The sequence below is a fragment of the Blautia sp. AF26-2 genome (genome assembly GCF_003460955.1).
Lineage (GTDB): Bacteria > Bacillota > Clostridia > Lachnospirales > Lachnospiraceae > Fusicatenibacter > Fusicatenibacter saccharivorans.
In genome coordinates this window covers 64,637-83,211 of the sequence record NZ_QTWD01000014.1, presented here as the reverse complement: position 1 = coordinate 83,211, position 18,575 = coordinate 64,637, and the positions used below count along the sequence as shown (strand labels likewise).

Below are 18,575 nucleotides of genomic sequence, written 5' to 3'. Positions count from 1 at the left end.
AATGGCATTAAATCAGTTTTCCAGAACACAGCTTCTGCTCGGACAGGAGAGCATGGATCTTCTGGCGAATGCAACCGTTGCCGTTTTCGGTATCGGCGGCGTGGGCGGCTATACCGTGGAGGCACTGGCAAGAAGCGGTGTCGGCCATTTTGTGCTGGTAGACGATGATAAGGTCTGCCTCACCAACATCAACCGTCAGATTATTGCGACGAGAAGCAGTGTCGGAAAATATAAAGTAGACGTAATGAAAGAACGCATTCTGGATATCAATCCGAAAGCGGAGGTAGAGGTATACAAATGCTTTTATCTGCCGGAAAATGCGGACGATTTTGATTTTTCGAAGTATTCATACGTGGTGGATGCTGTTGATACCGTGACAGCGAAGATTGAGATTATCATGCGCGCCAAAGCGTGCAATGTGCCGGTCATCAGCTGCATGGGAGCTGGAAACAAGCTGGACCCGACGAAGTTCCGCGTGGCGGATATCTATAAAACGAACATGTGTCCGCTGGCAAAGGTCATGCGGCGTGAGATGAAAAAACGCGGCGTGAAGAAACTGAAAGTGGTCTATTCAGAGGAAAAATCCCTCCGTCCGCTTGAGGATATGAGCATCAGCTGCCGGACAAATTGTATTTGTCCTCCGGGAGCTGCAAGAAAATGCACGGAGCGGCGTGATATTCCGGGCAGCGTAGCGTTTGTGCCGTCCGTAGCAGGACTGATTCTGGCGGGAGAGGTCATCAAAGATCTTTCCGGTGTCAGAGAGAGACGGCAGCTGCAGTAAAAAATAAGAATAAAAGGGACGAGCCCCGGAAAAGCAGTTGTGCTTTCCGGGGCTCGCCTTGTGTTTATGGAGATTTGAAATTTGAAAAATTACATTACGGCAACAACATCATATTCGGTGCAGCCTTCGGTGAGCGGAATCAGATTTCCTTCTACTGCGGTTCCGTTTACCGTGAGGGAAGAAATACCTTTCTCCCTGTGCTCCGGATTCTGGAAGGTGATGTTATACCATGCACCGCGGAAGTATCTGCGGATCTTGAACTCTTCCATATCGGACGGAATACACGGATTTAAGGTCAGTCCGTCGTAATCCGGCTGAATGCCGAGTATGTACTGGGAAACATTGACAAAAGTCCATGCGGCAGTACCGGTCAGCCAGGAGTTCTTTGCCTCACCGAAGTGAGCAGCGTCTTTTCCGGCGATCATCTGAGAGTAGACGTACGGCTCGGTGCGGTGGATCTCGCTGATGTCCTCAATGTAAGCCGGGCAGATCTTGCGGTACAGATCAAATGCGCGGTTTCCGTGGCCGACAACGGTCTCAGCGATGGAGATCCATGGGTTGTTGTGGCAGAAGATACCAGCATTCTCTTTGTATCCCGGCGGATAGGAGGAAACCTCACCAAGATTCAGGTAATACTTGGTGTAAGCCGGCTGCAGAAGAACAACGCCGTACTTGGTTTCCAGAATGTTCTGGACAGAAGTCAGGGCTTTTTCTGCCAGTCCTTCTTTGACACCGATTTCAGCAAGAACACAGAAGCCCTGCGGCTCGATGTAGATCTTACCTTCCTCACACTCCTTGGAGCCGACTTTTTCGCCTGCTGCATCATAAGCACGCAGGAACCATTCGCCGTCCCAGCCTGCATCAAGGACTGCCTGGTAAACTTTTTCGACTTCTTTTTCTGCGTAAACAGCTTCTTCCTCATTGCCTCTGCGGCGGCAGATGGCTGCGTACTCTTTGCCGTATTTCACGAACATAGCGGCGATGAAAATGGACTCAGCAACCGGTCCCTCGGAAGGTCCTGTCGTCTGGAACGGTTCGCCCGGCTCTGCAGAGAAGCAGTTCAGGTTCAGACAGTCATTCCAGTCTGCACGGCCGATGAGCGGCAGTTTGTGCGGTCCGAGATGGGTTACGGTAAAGTCGAAGGAACGTTTCAGGTGCTCCATCAGAGGCTGAGCCTTGGTGGAATCGTTGTCGAAATCAACCTGCTCATCGAGAATGGAGAAATCTCCGGTCTCTTTGAGGTAGGCGGCGCATCCGGCGATCAGCCAGAGCGGGTCATCGTTGAAGCCGCTTCCGATATCCATGTTTCCTTTCTTCGTCAGTGGCTGGTACTGATGGTATGCGCTTCCGTCTTCAAACTGGGTAGCGGCGATATCGAGCAGACGCTCTCTTGCGCGATCCGGGATCAGATGAACGAAGCCGAGCAGATCCTGGCAGGAGTCACGGAAGCCCATGCCGCGGCCGGTGCCGGACTCAAAGTAGGATGCGGAACGGGACATGTTGAAGGTAACCATACACTGATACTGGTTCCAGATGTTGACCATGCGTCCCAGTTTTTCATCTGCACAGGAGAGCGCATATTTTGCCAGCAGGCCTTCCCAGTAGGAAGCAAGCTCTGCAAGTGCTGCGTCAACCTGCTCGTCGGTCTGATAGTGGGAGAGCATCTCTTTTGCCGGCTTTTTGTTGATCACGCCAGGAGCTTCCCATTTGTCATCCGCTGCATTCTCACAGTAGCCGAGAACGAAGATAAAGGAGCGGGACTCGCCTGGTTTTAAGGTAACGTCGATGTGGTGGGAACCGATCACACCCCATCCGCTGGCAACGGTGTTGCCTGCAGTGCCGCGCAGAACGGTCTCCGGGCGGTCATTTCCGCGGTAAGCGCCAAGGAAAGCGTCGCGGTCGGTATCGTATCCGTCGATCGGGCAGTTGACTGCATAAACAGCGTAATGTCTGCGGCGCTCGCGGTACTCAGTTTTGTGGTAAATCTCAGAACCCTGGATCTCAACTTCGCCGATGCTGAAGTTTCTCTGGAAGTTGGTCATATCGTCCACGGCGTTCCAGAAGCAGAACTCTACAAAAGAAGTCAGAGCCAGTGTTTTTTCTTCGGTGCCGTTGTTGGTCAGCATGAGACGGTTTACTTCGCAGGAATCTGCCAGCGGAACAAAAGCGGTCAGTTCAGCGGCAACTAAGTTTTTGGAAGAAACAAAGCGGCTGTAGCCAAGGCCATGATGGCACTCGTAGGAATCGAGCGGCGTCTGGGTCGGCTGCCAGCCCGGGTTCCAGACGGTATCGCCGTCCTTGATGTAGTAGTAGCGTCCGTTCTGATCGAGCGGCGTATCGTTATAACGGTAACGGGTCAGACGCAGAAGTTTTGCGTCCTTGTAGAAGCTGTATCCGCCACAGGTATTGGAAATCAGAGAAAAGAAGTTCTCAGATCCCAGATAGTTGATCCACGGAAGCGGAGTCTTCGGGCTTGTGATGACATACTCTTTTTTCGCATCATCAAAATGTCCAAATTGCATGTGTGATACCTCCTTCGTCGTACAATGTAATTTCATTATACAGCCGAAAAAAGAAAAAACTAGCAAGAATTTGCTAAAAATATAAAAAAACGCCGAAACCGTTTTCGTGACAGTTTCGGCGTTTGTGGATATTCACGAATTGTTCCGCGATTCTGCAAATATTCGGAATCCGCTGGCGCTACTTCCTCATGTTTGGCGGGTTCCAAATTCGAACCCTGGAATATCAGATCTTCTCGTGATTCTTAAATTTCTTAATAACTTTCTGAATACGATCCGCCGGATCCAGCAGTCCGCTGATGGAGGCGTCGTGATTCAGCTTGTCGATGATGAGAGCGATATATTTGCTCAGGTCGCAGCTGATGTAATATTCGCGGGAGAGAAGCTCCGGTGTCTGGTATACGACGTTGGTGGTCAGAACTTTTGTGAAGAGTCCTTCCTCATAAGCCTTGTCGAATTTATCCAGTCCGCTGGTGAACAGTCCGAAGGTCGAGCACATGTAGATGTTGCGTGCCTCACGATCCTTTAAGAGTTTGGCAACTTCCAGCATACTCTCGCCGGAGGAGATCATATCGTCGATGATGATCATATCCTTACCTTTGACATCAGCACCGAGGAACTCATGGGCAACGATCGGGTTGCGTCCGTCAATGATGGTAGAGTAGTCACGGCGTTTGTAGAACATACCCATGTCAACACCGAGGTTGTTTGCCATGTAGATAGCACGGCCCATACCGCCCTCATCCGGGCTGATGACCATCAGATGATCCTTGTCGAGCTTCATATCCGGTGCATTGCGCAGGATGTTTTTGATGAACTGGTAAGCCGGCTGGATGGTTTCAAATCCATGCAGCGGAATCGCGTTCTGGACACGCGGGTCGTGGGCGTCGAAGGTGATGATGTTTTCTACGCCCATAGCAGTCAGCTCCTGCAGACCAAGTGCGCAGTCGAGAGACTCTCTTCCAGATCTCTTGTGCTGGCGGCTCTCATACAGGAATGGCATAATGACATTGATTCTGCGGGCTTTTCCACCGATGGCTGCGATGACACGCTTCAGATCCTGGAAGTGGTCGTCCGGAGACATGTGGTTGGTGTAGCCGCACAGAGAATAGGTCAGGCTGTAGTTGCAGACATCGAGCAGAATGTAGATATCGTCACCGCGGACAGATTCGTTGATGATACCCTTTGCCTCGCCTGAACCGAAACGCGGAACCTGAGACTGGATAATGTAGCTGTCACGCTCATATCCTTCATAGGCAGCGACATATTTTTCCGCAAATTCATTGCCGCGTCCCTTTCTCCAGCTGACCAGATAATCGTCGACCTTTTTTCCAAGTGCGGCGCTGCTGTTCAGCGGGATCAGTCCCAGTCTTCCGATTGGCAGTGTGTCAAAATGTCCTTCAGTTCCCTTACTCATGCTTTGGTTCCTCCCAAAAGTTTTTTCTGGATCCGAATATCGTTTCCAAAAAGTTTAATGATGGTGTAGTTACTTGAAATTCGTGAAAAGGTACGTTCCGAGTACGTCTCCATGAAGCGGTCAAGGGGCAGGTTCGTGGAGATGATCGTCGATTTCTTCCGCAGGATGCGTTCGTTGATGCAGAGAAAGAGCTGGGAAGAGACGAAGCTGTTGGTCAGTTCCGTACCTAAATCATCGATGATCAGAAGATCGCAGTCAAAGATATTGGCGTGAGCGTCTTTTGCTTCTTCTGAACTGGAAAAGGTGTAGCGTGCAAACAGGTCAAACAGATCAAATGCAGTAAAATAAATCACACAGAACGACTGCTCGATCAGCTCGCGGGCAATACAGTGCGAAAGAAACGTTTTTCCGACACCGGTGTCGCCGTAAAAGAAGAGATTTTCAAACGACGAGCCGAAATTGCGGACGAACGCCTGGCTTTTTTCGAGCGCGGCAGCAGCGGCCTCGCGGGAAGTGAGCGGTGTTCCGGTACTGGTCAGGCTGTCCGAGTAGTAATCCAGAGAGAACTGGCTGAAATTTTCGGCTTTCAGAAGCTCCTCCACGTTGGACTGCCGGTACAGAAGATCGACGGCAGCTTTTTTGAAGCAGGCGCATTTCTGCGTGCCGTTGATGTAGCCGGTGTCGCGGCAGAGCGGGCAGTCATACGTCAGCTCGAGATAGTCTGCCGGGTAGCCGTGCATGGAAAGGAGCGCCGCGCGTTCCTGGGAACGGTCACGGATGGCAGCATTCAGGTCGAGATCCATGGAAGCGTCTCCGTTCAGCATCGCTTTTGCTTTCCGGACCGAGAGGGATGCAATCTCGGCGTCGATTTCCGCAAGGCGCGGAATCTTTTCATAAGCAATGCGGATGTGCTCCTGCTGTTCTCTCTGGTGGCGGAGCTGCCGTTCGTTGTACATACGCATAATCGCATCGTATTGCGGGTTTGTCAGTGCCATAGTTGTTTCGTCCTCCGGGCGTTATTTCAGAAGCTGTTCTTCTAACTTCTGGTAGTCGTATTCTCTCTGATGGAAATTGTTGAAGCGGTTACTTGAAGCAGCAGGAGCGGTTTTTCGTGCCGCATTCTGATCAGAAGCGGTTTTCTTCCTTTTCTGGTGCTCCGCATCGCGCTGTTCGACGTCTGCCATGGAGCGGACGCCCTGTTCCTTCCATTTGGAGAGAATGCCTTCCGCGTACTGGAAGCTCGGCTGGCCGATCTTGGAAACGGTGCGCTGACAGGCTTCGGTGATAAGATCAATCGTAAAACCGTAGGTATTCAGCCAGCGGTCCATCATCTCGGCTTCTTTTTCCACCGGTGCGCGGTTGCGGATGCCGAATGCTTTCAAAATTGTGTAGTAATGTTTGTTGAATGTCGTGGTCTCCTGTTTGGCAGAGGCAACATCGCGGATTCCGCTTTCCTGCCAGGCGAGTCCTACCTTTTTCAGGTAGTGGATGCTGGTGCTTCCCTTCGAAACACAGTATTCCACCAGGTATTCCAGAAGATCCGCGGAAAAGTGGAGATCATCATAGAAAAACATGATGCATTCGATTTCCGTCGGCGACAGAAGATGACCGAAATACGTCTGCGCAACGTAAAGAACGTGCTGCAGTTCTTCGCGGCTGCCGGGAGCGTGTTTTTTTTCTGCTGACTGTCCGGAAATACCGGAACTGGAAAGATCATCTGCCGGAGAAGAGGCAGATGGGGCAGAAACGGCCGGCTGTGGTGATGGAGCCGGGGTCTGTTCCGTCTGCGGGATTTCAACGGATACAGCAGAAACAGCCGGTGCAGCCGCAATCGGGCCGGAAATCGAGGATTCCGGTGTTGGAAGGATTCCGCTTTCTTCCTTCCGGACAAACGGCAGAAAGGCGATTCCGGTCGGAACGCTTTCCCCGGCGGTGTAGGAGAGCGAGAGGAGTCCCTGCTTCTCCCAGTATTTCAGCGCACGGACGATATCGTTTTCCGTGCAGGAAAAAAAATCTGCCATCGATGACAGAGTGGAATCCTGCTGATGATCCTTGACCAGCTTCAGCAGATAAAGGTACACTTTTACAAATTCTCCGTTGGCTGCGGGCATATATTGTTCCAGAAAAAGATCCGGCACAGCAGTCACACTGGCCAGGCAGTCATTGTTTAATGTCAGCATACTCAAAATTACACCATCCTGTTCTTATCGTGCGGCAGATTTTTACTTTTAGCGATCTGTTTTTTATTATACGTCTTGCCTTCTCATACACAATCAAGTATAACACAGTATTTTCGACAAGTGAATAGGTGTTTTGCGGAAAAAACATTCCGGGAAAAAGGCACGGTGGATGAAAAAGGACTGTGGACAATGTGGATAATGTGGAGAAATCCGTTTTGTGAAATATTATCATCTACCAAAAATGTTGAAAAATGGAGGAAAACAGGGAAGTATAGGACTTTCTGGTGATATCGTTATGTAAACAAAGTTATACACAGGAAATCCACATTGTGTGGATCGTAAAAATGTGTATAAAATTGTGGACAATGTGGATAACTCTGAAAACAGGCGAAAATACAGGAAAATAGCTGTGAATAAAAATGTGCGTAACTATTTGGCGAAAAGGCAGATTGTGTGGATTCGGAGCAAAAAAAGACCCTGTGGAAAAAAGGAAAACTCCATTTTCCACAGGGAGCAGGTAAAGCGAAAGAATGATTTTATTTTTCGGAAGCAAGAAGCTCCTCACCGATTTTTACAACGTCTCCGGCACCCATGGTGATCAGCATGTCGCCCTCGGCAAGATTTTCGTTCAGATAGTTTTCGATTTCCGCAAAGGATGGGAAATATTCGCAGGCAGTGCCGAGTTTTACAATGCGCTCCTGGATATCTTTGGAGGAGATGCCGAGCGTATCGGTTTCTCTGGCTGCGTAAATATCGGCGAGAACCACATGGTCTGCCAGGGAAAGAGCGGCGGCGAAATCATCGAGCAGCGCTTTCGTTCTGGTGTAGGTATGCGGCTGGAAGACGCACCACAGTGTTCTGTGCGCACAGTTTTCAGCGGCTTCCATCGTTGCACGGATTTCGGTTGGATGATGCGCATAATCGTCGATCACCTTTGCTCCGTGGTATGTACCCTTATACTGGAAACGGCGGTCGGTTCCGCGGAAGGTGGCAAAGCCTTCGTGGATGGCGTTTTCCGGCAGCTGCAGTTCATCGGCCAGTGCAATGGCAGCCAGGGCGTTGGAAACGTTGTGAAGTCCCGGAACCATCAGTGTGTAGCGACCGCGCAGCTCGCCACGGCAGATGCAGTCGAAGGACGGGTGATCGAACTCATCGTAGGTGATGTTGGCAGCGGTATAATCAGCGACAGCCTGATTCTCCAGCGCGTAGGTGACAATTTTGCAACCAAGGCCTTCGGTTACGTAATCGTATTTCGGCGTATCGGCGTTGATGATCAGCATGCCGTCGGCCGGGAGCAGACGGGCAAATTCGCGGAAGGAATGGCGGATATCATCAATATCCTTAAAAAAGTCAAGATGATCCGCATCCATATTGAGGATGATGCCGATTTTCGGGAAGAAACTTAAGAAACTGTTGGTGTACTCACATGCTTCGGTCAGGAAAGTTTCGGAATGGCCGACACGGATATTTCCGCCGATGGACGGAAGAATACCGCCGACAGAAATCGTTGGGTCACAGTCGGCTGCCATCAGAATGTGGGAGAGCATGGAGGTTGTCGTCGTCTTTCCGTGGGTACCGGAAACGGCGATCGGCGTATTGTAGTTGCGCATGATCTGTCCAAGCAGTTCAGCACGGGTCAGCATCGGAATGCCGGCAGCTTTGGCGGCGGCAAATTCCGGGTTGTCCGGGTGGATCGCTGCGGTGTAAACGACAAGGTCGATGCCAGAAATGATATTTTCCGCCTTCTGGCCGTAGAAAACCTGCGCGCCAAGAGAAGTCAGGTGGCGGGTCAGGTCACTTTCCTTTGCATCGGAACCGGAAATCGTAAAATTTTCTTTTAAAAGAATTTCAGCAAGGCCGCTCATGCTGATGCCGCCGATGCCGATAAAATGTATATGGATTGGTTTACTGAAATCTACTTCGTACATAGTATCTCCTTCAATGTGTCTTTTCACTGAATTGGGGAAATTTTCTCAATTAATCATAGGAAAGAACAGAGTAAAATCCAAAGCCGTTTCCCCGGAATCCGGCCGGAACTGTTCTGGCTAATAGTATACACGTATTTGCCGGAAAAGTAAAAGAAAAAAAGCACAGGAAAATGAAAATGAAATAAAAAATAATAGATAAACATTATGGAGCAGATCATGTGCAAAATGCAATGTTGCAAAATGAAAACGACGGGAAATGACAAAAACTGGTAAAAAAATAATAAACGGTTTGTCGAAAATTGTTGAAAATCATGATGCGGTTCTGACAGGTTGAAAAATGCATAGTCAAAAGTAATAAAATATAAGAAAAAAATAAAGAAAAATTATAAAAAACGTTCACAATGTGACGGAAGTGTGGTATAATTTACCTTGTAGTTATCAAAGAAGTGCGTGGATATGAAAAGCCAGGACCGACAGGGGATCATTTCTGAAGGCAGACAGGAAGTATGCCGTACATTCTTACAGTTACTGCAAATCTTTAGATACGACAAGAGGTGATTGCATGATTAAGAAAGAGATGATAGCAATGCTGCTGGCAGGCGGCCAGGGAAGCCGTCTCGGTGTGCTCACGGAGAAAGTGGCAAAACCGGCAGTAGCATTTGGCGGAAAGTATCGAATCATCGACTTCCCGCTCAGTAATTGTATCAATTCAGGAATTGATACGGTAGGCGTACTGACCCAGTATCAGCCGCTGCGGCTGAATACCCATATCGGAATCGGTATTCCGTGGGATCTCGATAAAAACGAAGGCGGCGTAACCGTTCTGCCGCCATACGAAAAAAGTACAAACAGCGAATGGTATACAGGAACTGCAAATGCAATTTACCAGAACATGGCTTATATGGAAACATACAATCCAGAATATGTTCTGATTCTTTCCGGCGACCACATTTACAAAATGGATTACGAAGTGATGCTTGACTATCACAAAGCAAATCACGCAGATGTGACCATCGCATGTATGCCGGTACCGATCGAAGAAGCAAGCCGTTTCGGTGTCATGATCACAGACGGAAACGGAAGAATTACCGAATTTGAAGAAAAACCGGAGCACCCGAGAAGCAACCTCGCTTCTATGGGCATCTATATTTTCAGCTGGAAAGCATTAAAGGAATCTCTGACAGCCCTGAAGGATCAGCCGAGCTGTGACTTCGGAAAACACATTCTGCCGTACTGCCGCGACAACGGAAAACGTCTGTTTGCGTATGAGTTCAACGGCTACTGGAAAGATGTCGGAACGCTTGGCTCATACTGGGAAGCAAATATGGAGCTGATCGATATTATTCCGGAATTCAATTTATATGAGGAGTTCTGGAAGATCTATACCAAAGGTGATATCATCCGTCCGCAGTATGTTTCAGGGGACGCTGTCGTCGACCGCTGTATTATCGGCGAGGGCGCTGAAATCTACGGAGAGGTACATAATTCTGTCATCGGTGCGGATGTGCGCATTGAAAAGGGTGTTGTTGTAAGAGATTCTATTATTATGCGCCACAGCACAATCGGCGAGGGAACCCAGGTCAATAAGGCCATTATTGCAGAAAACGTACATGTCGGCAGGCATGTTGTGATGGGCGTTGGCGAGGAAGCGCCGAACGTCTTAAAACCGAATATTTACGGATTCGGACTTGTGACCGTTGGAGAAAAGGCAGTCATTCCGGATGGCGTAACCATTGGAAAGAATGTCTGCATTTCCGGCGAAACTTCCCTTGAGGATTACCCGGATGGCACACTTCCGTCCGGCGGAGCAATTGTAGAAAAGGACGGTGAGTAATATGAGAGCATTGGGAATTATTCTTGCAGGCGGTAACAACAACAAAATGAGAGAGCTGTCCAATAAAAGAGCCGTTGCAGCTATGCCGGTCGCAGGCAGCTTCCGCAGCATCGATTTTGCGCTGTCAAGCATGGCAAACTCTCATATTCAGAAGGTGGCTGTCCTGACACAGTACAACGCCAGATCCTTAAATGAACATTTGAGCTCTTCCAAATGGTGGGATTTCGGAAGAAAACATGGCGGTCTGTTTGTGTTTTCTCCAACCGTTACATCAGATAACAGCTGGTGGTACCGTGGAACGGCAGACGCGATCAGTCAGAACCTGACATGGCTGAAAAACAGCCATGAACCGTACGTAGTCATCGCATCGGGAGATGGCGTATACAAACTGGATTTCAATAAGGTACTGGAATACCATATTGCAAAACGTGCGGATGTTACCGTGGTATGCACGGATTCCAAGGAAGCAGATACCAGCCGCTTCGGCGTCCTGAAGATGAATGAGGACTGCCGCATCGAGGAGTTCGAGGAAAAACCGATGGTTTCGAGCTCCAACGTGATCTCTACCGGTATCTATGTCATCCGCCGTCGCCAGCTGATCGAAATGATTGAGCGCAGCGCACAGGAAGACCGCTACGACTTTGTAAAGGATATTTTAATCCGTTACAAAAACCTGAAACGGATTTACGGATACAAGATCAATACCTACTGGAGCAACATTGCTACCGTAGATTCCTATTACAGAACCAACATGGATTTCCTGAAACCGGAGGTAAGAGATTACTTCTTCGGACAGTATCCGGGCATCTACTCCAAGATCGACGATCTTCCGCCGGCAAAATACAATCCTGGCTGCACAGTGAAAAATTCTCTTGTATCCAGCGGCTGTATCATCAACGGACAGGTTGAGAACTCTGTTTTGTTCAAGAAGGTATATGTTGGAAACAACTGTGTGATTAAAAATTCTATCATCTTAAATGATGTATATCTCGGAGACAACACTCACATTGAAAACTGTATTGTGGAGAGCAGGGACACCATCCGTGCAAACTCCTATCACTGTGGGGAGGACGGCATCAAAATTGTTGTCGAAAAAAACGAAAGATACGCCATCTGATTATGGGGTGAAAGGGGCATAAAAGTTTATGAACATTACAGACGTGAGAGTACGCAAGGTAACAAAAGAAGGAAAAATGAAGGCGGTTGTGTCTATCACAATCGATGACGAATTTGTTGTACATGATATCAAGGTGATTGAAGGAGAAAAAGGACTGTTTATCGCAATGCCGAGCCGTAAGGCTACGGACGGGGAGTACCGCGATATCGCACATCCGATCAACTCCGGAACCAGAGAAAAAATTCAGACCATTATCCTGAAACAGTACGAACAGGCGATGGCAGAAGCGGAAGCAGAGGAAGCTGCTGCAGAGGCCTGAGCAAAAAGGAAGAAAGAATGCCCCCGGGCGGAAAACGGAAGTGGTTACGTTTTCCGCCCGGGGGCGTTTTTGTCAGTAAAAACAAAGATGACGATATACAAAAGTATATCGCCATCTTTTTATGAGGGGGGAGATAGTGAGTGGTTTATCAACTATCCGAGCTTTATTATAAAAGGAATATGTGAGCAAAGTGTGTCCAAATTCTAAAAGAAATGGAAAAAATATAAAGAAAAGAAGAAAAATTGTGGGAAGAGGTATGGACAGAAGAGAGAAGAGAGCGTAAAGTGAGAGAAAAATGTATCTTCGGAGTCTTTTTTTGTGCCTGTATTTGCGTGAGCTGAAAAATTCCGGGAGTACATCATAAAAAGAGGAGGAAACAGGATGAAACAGAAAAGAATCAGTGATTACGGATATCGGATCGGACATCATGAAAATGGACCGCGAAACAAAATTACGGATGTGCCCGGTGTGCGGGTAGGCCATGCGACGGTGGAAAGTGGAAATCAGCATACCGGAGTGACGGTGATTGTGCCGGGAGAAGGCAATCCGTTTCTGAAAAAGTACCTGGCGTCTGCCTACGTGCATAACGGTTTCGGGAAAACGTGCGGTCTTGTGCAGGTACAGGAGCTCGGAACTCTTGAAACGCCCATTGCCCTGACCAATACACTGAATGTCGGAAAAGTGGCGGATGCCATGATTTCATGGATGATACAGCAGACCCGAAAAGAAGGGGAAGATGTTTTTTCCATCAATCCGGTTGTCGGAGAATGTAATGATTCGAGAATCAATGAGATTTGTAACCGGGTAGTGGGGGAAAAAGAGCTGTATCATGCACTGGAGCAGGCGGATACAGACTTTGCGGAAGGTGATATCGGTGCCGGAACAGGAACTATCTGCTATGGGCTGAAAGGGGGAATCGGATCAGCATCCCGCACGCTGGTGCTTGACGGAAAAACATATACCATTGGTGTTCTGGTACAGTCAAATTTCGGGGCAACCAGAGATTTGAAAATCAGTGGAAAACCGGCAGGAGAGAAGATTCTGGAGCGGATCCGGAAGGAAGAATGCGGAAGCAGCGCCGAAGACCGGGGATCAATTATGACGGTTCTGGCAACAGACCTTCCGGTATCGGAGCGGCAGCTGTACCGGATTATCCGCCGCTGTGGAGTTGGAATCGCCAGAACAGGAGCCTACACCGGCCACGGAAGCGGTGAAATCATGATCGGATTTACAACAGCAAACCGCGTAGACACAAAGAGTACATGTGAGGTGGAAGCGTGCGCCCGGATAAAAGAAGAAAAAATCAACGAGGCATTTGAAGCAGCGGCAGAGGCTGTGGAGGAAGCGATCCTGAACTCTATGGTAACCGCAAAGGAAAAAAGAGGCCTGGACGGAGCCAGATACCGCAGCCTTGCCGAATTTCTGGAAATACCGGGATTTCTGAAATGAATTATTTTTCCAGAACCATACGCCCCAGCTCGGAAATTTCACATCCGCCTTTTGTCCGGTGCACGATGAGATAACCGGCGGAAGAAAGCTCTCCGAGTACGGTGCGCAGAGCCGCTTCGGATACAAAGGTTTCTCCGTCGGCCAGTCCGTTTTTGATTGCCAGGCGGCCTGCTTTCGGATGCGTCGATACGAAAGAAAGAACCTGATATTGAAGGTCGGTGAGGGAAACGTCAGCCATCTGGCGGGAGCGGAGGTACGTTGGCAGATCGGAAAGCTGCAGCTTATGGCTGCTGTACCGGGTAAACAGGCTGCAGGACAGATTGTACAGCTCATGAATATTTCCGGGGTACGCATATTCCTTCAGAAAGCGCAGAAGCCCTTCCGAAAAGATCCGGTCGCAGGTCATATCGGTGTTGTGGAAAAACTGAAGCAGAAAGTAATTGAGAAGATCGGGAATATCCTCCCTGCGTCTGCGGAGCGGGACTGTCTGAAGCTCGGAAGCACTTAAAAGGTGAAAAAGTTCCCGCAGGAAGGTTCCTTTTTCTACTTTTTTGTAAAGGTTATCATCCGCAATAGCAATGATCCGCACATCGAAACGGCGGGTTTCCGGTGCGGAAAAGAAGTTACCATGAACATTGGTAAGAACATTGACCAGCAGATCCTGAATGGAAAGCGGAAAACGGTCCACCTGGGAAAGAACGAGTGTGCCATGGTTGGTTTCGGCAAGAAGCTGGAGCAGGGAGGCTTCGGTCAGATCATTTCCCGGAGAATGAAGAACGGAAAACGGATAATGGTGGCGGCGCGAAAAATTGTGGATCGCACGTGCGAGTGTCCGGCGCTGTGTACCGCTTTCTCCCTGGATCAGAATCGGAAAATCAAAAAGTGCAAGATGTCTGGCCTGCGCCATCAGATTCTGGACGGAATCTGCGTGGGACAGGGAAAGTGAAAAGGTACGGGAGGAAGCAAAAAAAGTGCTTTCTTCCGTTTTTTCGTCTTTCGATACCGACATTTCCGTGGATCTGCCATCGGGAAGAAACGCAAGAAAAACAGGTTCTGTATCCGGAAAAACCATAGAGAGAACGCTTAACGTGATCTGTGTTTTCTGATCCGAAAGGAGAATGGTCCAGTCACCGTTGCGGTCGAAAGCAGTGTCCGCGTAGGCAGACGGAAGACATTCCGAAAAAGGCTGTCCTTCAAAGTTGGAGGAGGGAAGCGAGAAGGCATGTGCAAATTTAGCGTTCATGAACTGAATGCGGCCATCCGCACCAAACAGACAGATGCCAATGGGAAGAGAGAACAGGATAACCTGCATGAGCTGTTCGGTCTGTACATAATTTGTATAGTAAGTTTCTGAGGTCTTGACGGTGTGAAGAATCTGATTGACATAATTGCGCGATACACGGTTTACGGTCTGCAGAGGAATGTTGAAATATTCGCAGAGCTGTAAAATAGTGGAAATATCGATGATGCGGTTGCCGATATCCAGCACATTGGGAATGCGGGAAGGAACGAGCTGCGGCTCGCCGGCGGTGATGGCAAACTGAATGTCAGACTCGGTATCCTTGCATCCGGGATAAAACGGAACAAAGTCATATTGTGTGATGCCGCATTCCTCAAACTGGGAAATGATAGCGAGCGTGGAATATTTATCATCGTTTACCAGATAGACACGTTCGTGCGGCGGAATCTGAATGATTTTATCCAGGAACATATGGTTGAAAACGCGGTCGCAGGGGAGCTGCAAAATGGAGGAGTCAAGGGTAAGCGGAAAGGTTTCCATGGCGCGGGCGGTTGGAAAAAGGACGCACTGGTATCCCCGGAAGAGAGAGGGGTCTGTGGCCTGCTCTCTCAAAAGGGTATTGAAGGTGAGATATTCACCGAGCACGGAGTGAAGATAAGACTGAAATTCGGAAAGCATTCGTTTCCGGGAAGAAATGATCAATACGTTGCCAAGCTTTTGTTTTCTGTTCATAAAGGGACCTCTTTTCCTGCTAAAAAGTGGTAATGGGTTAAAAATTAGGATAATTATATCATTTTTGACGAAAATAAACAACCTAAATGCAAAAAGACAAAAAAGAAAAGAAAAAATCAGGAAGAATGCTTTGACATAGTGACGCATTACATCTATAATACCGATTAAGCAAAGGGGCTGTAAAAAAAAGGTAAGGCATCTTTGCTCTTTTTTATATCATGGTTCTGTTATCTGTGAAAAGAAAGAACAAAGAAAACAGCAACACTTGCAGAAAAGGAGGAGACAACAATGAAAAAAAGACATGTAATGCGTGCTCTGGTTGTAGCAGCAACGGCACTGGCACTGACAGCATGTGGATCGACAGGTTCTTCTGACACAAGTAAGAGCACATCAACAGCATCCGCTGCATCGACCTCATCCGGTTCAGAAGCAGGTACGGAGAATACCATCACGATTCCGGCAGGCGAGTCGGTATCCCAGGATTCTGATGTTACGGCAATGGTAGCTGTAGACTTTACCACCATGGATCCGATGGATACTTCCGATACACTTTCCGGTGGTGTACAGCGAATGATGATGGACGGTTTGTTTGGATTTGATGAGAATATGCAGATCATTCCGATGCTGGCAACCAGCTACGAAGCAAACGATGAAGCAACCGAGTATACGATCCATCTTCGTGAGGGCGTAAGCTTTACCGATGGAACTCCGTGGAATGCAGATGCCCTGATTGCAAACGTAAATAAATGGGCAGACAAGAGCCTTGGACTGAAACGTACTACATTCCTCTGCAATGTTCTGGATCATGCAGAGAAGATAGATGATTATACCGTTAAAATTTATTTATCACAGTCATTCGGTGCTTTCATCAGCAACCTGGCACATCCGGCTACGCTGATCATGAGCCCGAAACAGATTGAAGCAGGAGAAGATGCCTGTGCACAGGCACCGGTAGGAACCGGCCAGTACAAATTTGTTGAGTGGGTTGCCGGTGACCATATGAAGGTAGAGCTGAACAAAGACTGGTGGGGATATGACGCAGACGTCTGCGGCGGAACTGCTCTGGCAGATGCAGATGCAGGATTTAAGAGCATCACATTCAAACCGGTTGCAGAAAGTGCTACCCGTGTATCTGCAATTCAGGCAGGTGACGCACAGATTATGTGGTCTGTACCGACAGAAAGTGTTGACACCTTAAAAGGTGACAGCAACGTATCCGTTGGAATGGGCGACAGCATCGCCGTATGGTACTTCTTCATGAATACACAGAAAGCACCGTTCAACGATGTTAAGGTTCGTGAGGCAATGGCTTATGCAATCAACAAAGAGGCATATATCCAGGTCGTTATGAACGGTTACGGTTCTGTGGCAACTTCTATGGTAGGAGAAGAAGTACAGCACTACAAAGGAAATGATCCGTATTCCTACGATCCGGAAAAAGCAAAAGAGCTGTTAAAGGCAGCAGGATATCCGGATGGATTTACCACAACACTGATGTACAGCAACACGACAGCAAATCAGAAAAAAGCAGAGTTCTACAAACAGCAGCTTTCTGAGGTTGGTATTGATCTGGAATTGAACGGAATGGAAAGTGCCGTTCTGAATGAAAAGATTCAGGGAGCTGACTGCGCAGGAGCAGATGCCGAGGTTGACTGCTACATAAGCGGATGGTCTACTTCCACCGGTGATGCTGACTGGGGACTTCGTCCGATGCTGGCAACCGAGTCTGAGCCGCCGATGAGCTACAATATCAGCTACTATGAGAATGAAAAAGTAGATCAGCTTCTCAAAGACGGTCTTGCAACTGCAGATGAAAACAAACGTGGTGAGATCTATGGAGAAGTACAGGATATCGTATGGAAGGATCTCCCGCTGCTCTGCATCGCAAGCGATAAAAACATCTGGGCAACCAGCAACAACATTACCGGAGTATATCTGTTAGGCGATGGAAGCATCGGCATGAGAAATGCCAGAATGGCAGCCGAATAACGGCAGACTGAAATAAGGATATGAAAAAGACCCCGGCGTCCTTCCATCAAAAGAGGGCGCCGGTTTCTTACAAACAGGAAAGCAGGCAGTGATCCGTGGGATTGTACCTGTAGGATAAGCATGAAAGTAGGAGATACAATATGCCAAAATATATACTGAAGCGTATTGTGGGTACGATCCCCACACTGATTATTGTTATTACATTTGTATTTTTCTTTGTCCGCCTGATTCCGGGAGATCCGGCGAGACTCGTTGCAGGAGAGCAGGCAACACAGGATGACGTAGAGGCAGTAAGAGAAGAGCTTGGCCTGAATAAATCCATTCCGACACAGTATGTTACCTACGTGACAGGACTTTTAAAAGGAAATCTCGGAACCTCCCTTCGCACAAAGCAGCCGGTTACAAAGGAGGTTGCGGGAAGATTCGGAAATACCGTTCGTCTGGCATTTGTCACATTGCTGTGGAGCTCGGTTGTTGGTGTGCTCTTTGGTGTGTGGTCCGGAACCCACAGGGGAAAATGGCAGGATTACACCGGAATGACGATTGCGGTCTCGGGTATTTCGCTCCCCTCGTTCTGGATCGGCTTTCTGCTGATTATGCTGTTTGCGGTAAAACTCCGAATTCTGCCGACAACAAGCGGAACGAGCCTGAAAAGTCTGATTATGCCATCCATCACACTCGGCGTCGGAATTGCAGCCGTGATTGCACGATTTACAAGATCCTCCATTATTGAGGTGTTAAAAGAAGATTACGTTAGAACAGCAAGAGCAAAAGGAATCAAAGAAAAGGTTGTGATCTGGAAGCATGTTTTCCGCAACTCCATGATTTCCGTCGTGACGGTTGTGGGTCTGCAGTTCGGCTTTCTGCTGGGAGGTTCTGTTGTCACAGAAACGGTATTTGCCTATCCTGGCCTTGGCTCCCTTCTGATTGAATCGGTCAATTACAGAGATTATCCGGCAATCCAGTCCCTGATTCTGATCTTTTCGCTGCAGTTTATCGTCATCAATTTGATTGTCGATATCCTCTATGCGGTTCTGAATCCGGAAATTAAACTTCAGTAGGAGATGAGT

General features: G+C 48.5%; 13 protein-coding genes. 7 read left to right on the top strand and 6 right to left on the bottom strand.

Going from position 1 to position 18,575, the window contains the following annotated elements:
* Position 1: 1 nt before the first annotated feature.
* Positions 2 to 781, top strand: a complete 780-nt coding sequence (locus DWY63_RS15900; RefSeq protein ID WP_055226710.1) for a tRNA threonylcarbamoyladenosine dehydratase — start codon at positions 2 to 4, stop codon at positions 779 to 781.
* 89 nt (positions 782 to 870) lie between these two features.
* Here DWY63_RS15900 and DWY63_RS15895 read toward each other — a convergent pair whose 3' ends face one another.
* The 5 genes from DWY63_RS15895 to murC form a co-directional block, all read right to left on the bottom strand.
* Positions 871 to 3,303, bottom strand: a complete 2,433-nt coding sequence (locus tag DWY63_RS15895) for a GH36-type glycosyl hydrolase domain-containing protein (RefSeq protein WP_117802612.1) — start codon at positions 3,301 to 3,303, stop codon at positions 871 to 873.
* A 223-nt stretch (positions 3,304 to 3,526) separates the two neighbouring features.
* Positions 3,527 to 4,717 carry a ribose-phosphate pyrophosphokinase gene (locus tag DWY63_RS15890; protein WP_117802611.1) on the bottom strand — a complete coding sequence of 397 codons (1,191 nt, stop codon included), beginning with the start codon at positions 4,715 to 4,717 and terminating at the stop codon, positions 3,527 to 3,529.
* A complete protein-coding gene (locus tag DWY63_RS15885) occupies positions 4,714 to 5,712 on the bottom strand; it encodes an ATP-binding protein (RefSeq protein WP_055219220.1) in 999 nt (332 codons plus the stop codon). The genes DWY63_RS15890 and DWY63_RS15885 overlap by 4 nt, the downstream gene beginning before the upstream one ends.
* A gap of 21 nt (positions 5,713 to 5,733) precedes the next feature.
* Complete coding sequence (locus DWY63_RS15880) at positions 5,734 to 6,897, bottom strand: DnaD domain protein (protein ID WP_117802610.1); 1,164 nt, start codon at positions 6,895 to 6,897, stop codon at positions 5,734 to 5,736.
* A gap of 536 nt (positions 6,898 to 7,433) precedes the next feature.
* On the bottom strand, positions 7,434 to 8,825 hold the full coding sequence (gene murC / locus DWY63_RS15875; protein WP_117802609.1) for a UDP-N-acetylmuramate--L-alanine ligase: 1,392 nt from the start codon (positions 8,823 to 8,825) through the stop codon (positions 7,434 to 7,436).
* 562 nt (positions 8,826 to 9,387) lie between these two features.
* Between murC and DWY63_RS15870 the strand changes: the two genes are divergently transcribed.
* From DWY63_RS15870 to DWY63_RS15855, 4 genes are all read left to right on the top strand, one after another.
* Positions 9,388 to 10,659 (top strand): glucose-1-phosphate adenylyltransferase, encoded by a 1,272-nt coding sequence (locus DWY63_RS15870; protein WP_117802608.1) that lies wholly within the window; start codon positions 9,388 to 9,390, stop codon positions 10,657 to 10,659.
* 1 nt (position 10,660) lies between these two features.
* Complete coding sequence (glgD, locus tag DWY63_RS15865; protein ID WP_022463228.1) at positions 10,661 to 11,776, top strand: glucose-1-phosphate adenylyltransferase subunit GlgD; 1,116 nt, start codon at positions 10,661 to 10,663, stop codon at positions 11,774 to 11,776.
* A 28-nt stretch (positions 11,777 to 11,804) separates the two neighbouring features.
* The gene (spoVG, locus tag DWY63_RS15860; RefSeq protein WP_022463229.1) at positions 11,805 to 12,095 is read left to right on the top strand and encodes a septation regulator SpoVG; all 291 of its coding nucleotides are present in this window, start codon (positions 11,805 to 11,807) and stop codon (positions 12,093 to 12,095) included.
* A 381-nt stretch (positions 12,096 to 12,476) separates the two neighbouring features.
* Positions 12,477 to 13,544: a P1 family peptidase gene (locus DWY63_RS15855; RefSeq protein WP_117802607.1), complete on the top strand. Its 1,068-nt coding sequence runs from the start codon at positions 12,477 to 12,479 to the stop codon at positions 13,542 to 13,544.
* Position 13,545: 1 nt separating this feature from the next.
* Here DWY63_RS15855 and DWY63_RS15850 read toward each other — a convergent pair whose 3' ends face one another.
* Positions 13,546 to 15,516, bottom strand: coding sequence for a sigma 54-interacting transcriptional regulator (locus tag DWY63_RS15850; protein WP_158568386.1), 1,971 nt, complete (start codon positions 15,514 to 15,516; stop codon positions 13,546 to 13,548).
* A 288-nt stretch (positions 15,517 to 15,804) separates the two neighbouring features.
* Between DWY63_RS15850 and DWY63_RS15845 the strand changes: the two genes are divergently transcribed.
* Complete coding sequence (locus DWY63_RS15845; protein ID WP_117802605.1) at positions 15,805 to 17,505, top strand: glutathione ABC transporter substrate-binding protein; 1,701 nt, start codon at positions 15,805 to 15,807, stop codon at positions 17,503 to 17,505.
* Positions 17,506 to 17,645: 140 nt separating this feature from the next.
* Positions 17,646 to 18,566, top strand: a complete 921-nt coding sequence (locus DWY63_RS15840; RefSeq protein ID WP_117802604.1) for an ABC transporter permease — start codon at positions 17,646 to 17,648, stop codon at positions 18,564 to 18,566.
* Positions 18,567 to 18,575: the final 9 nt, after the last annotated feature.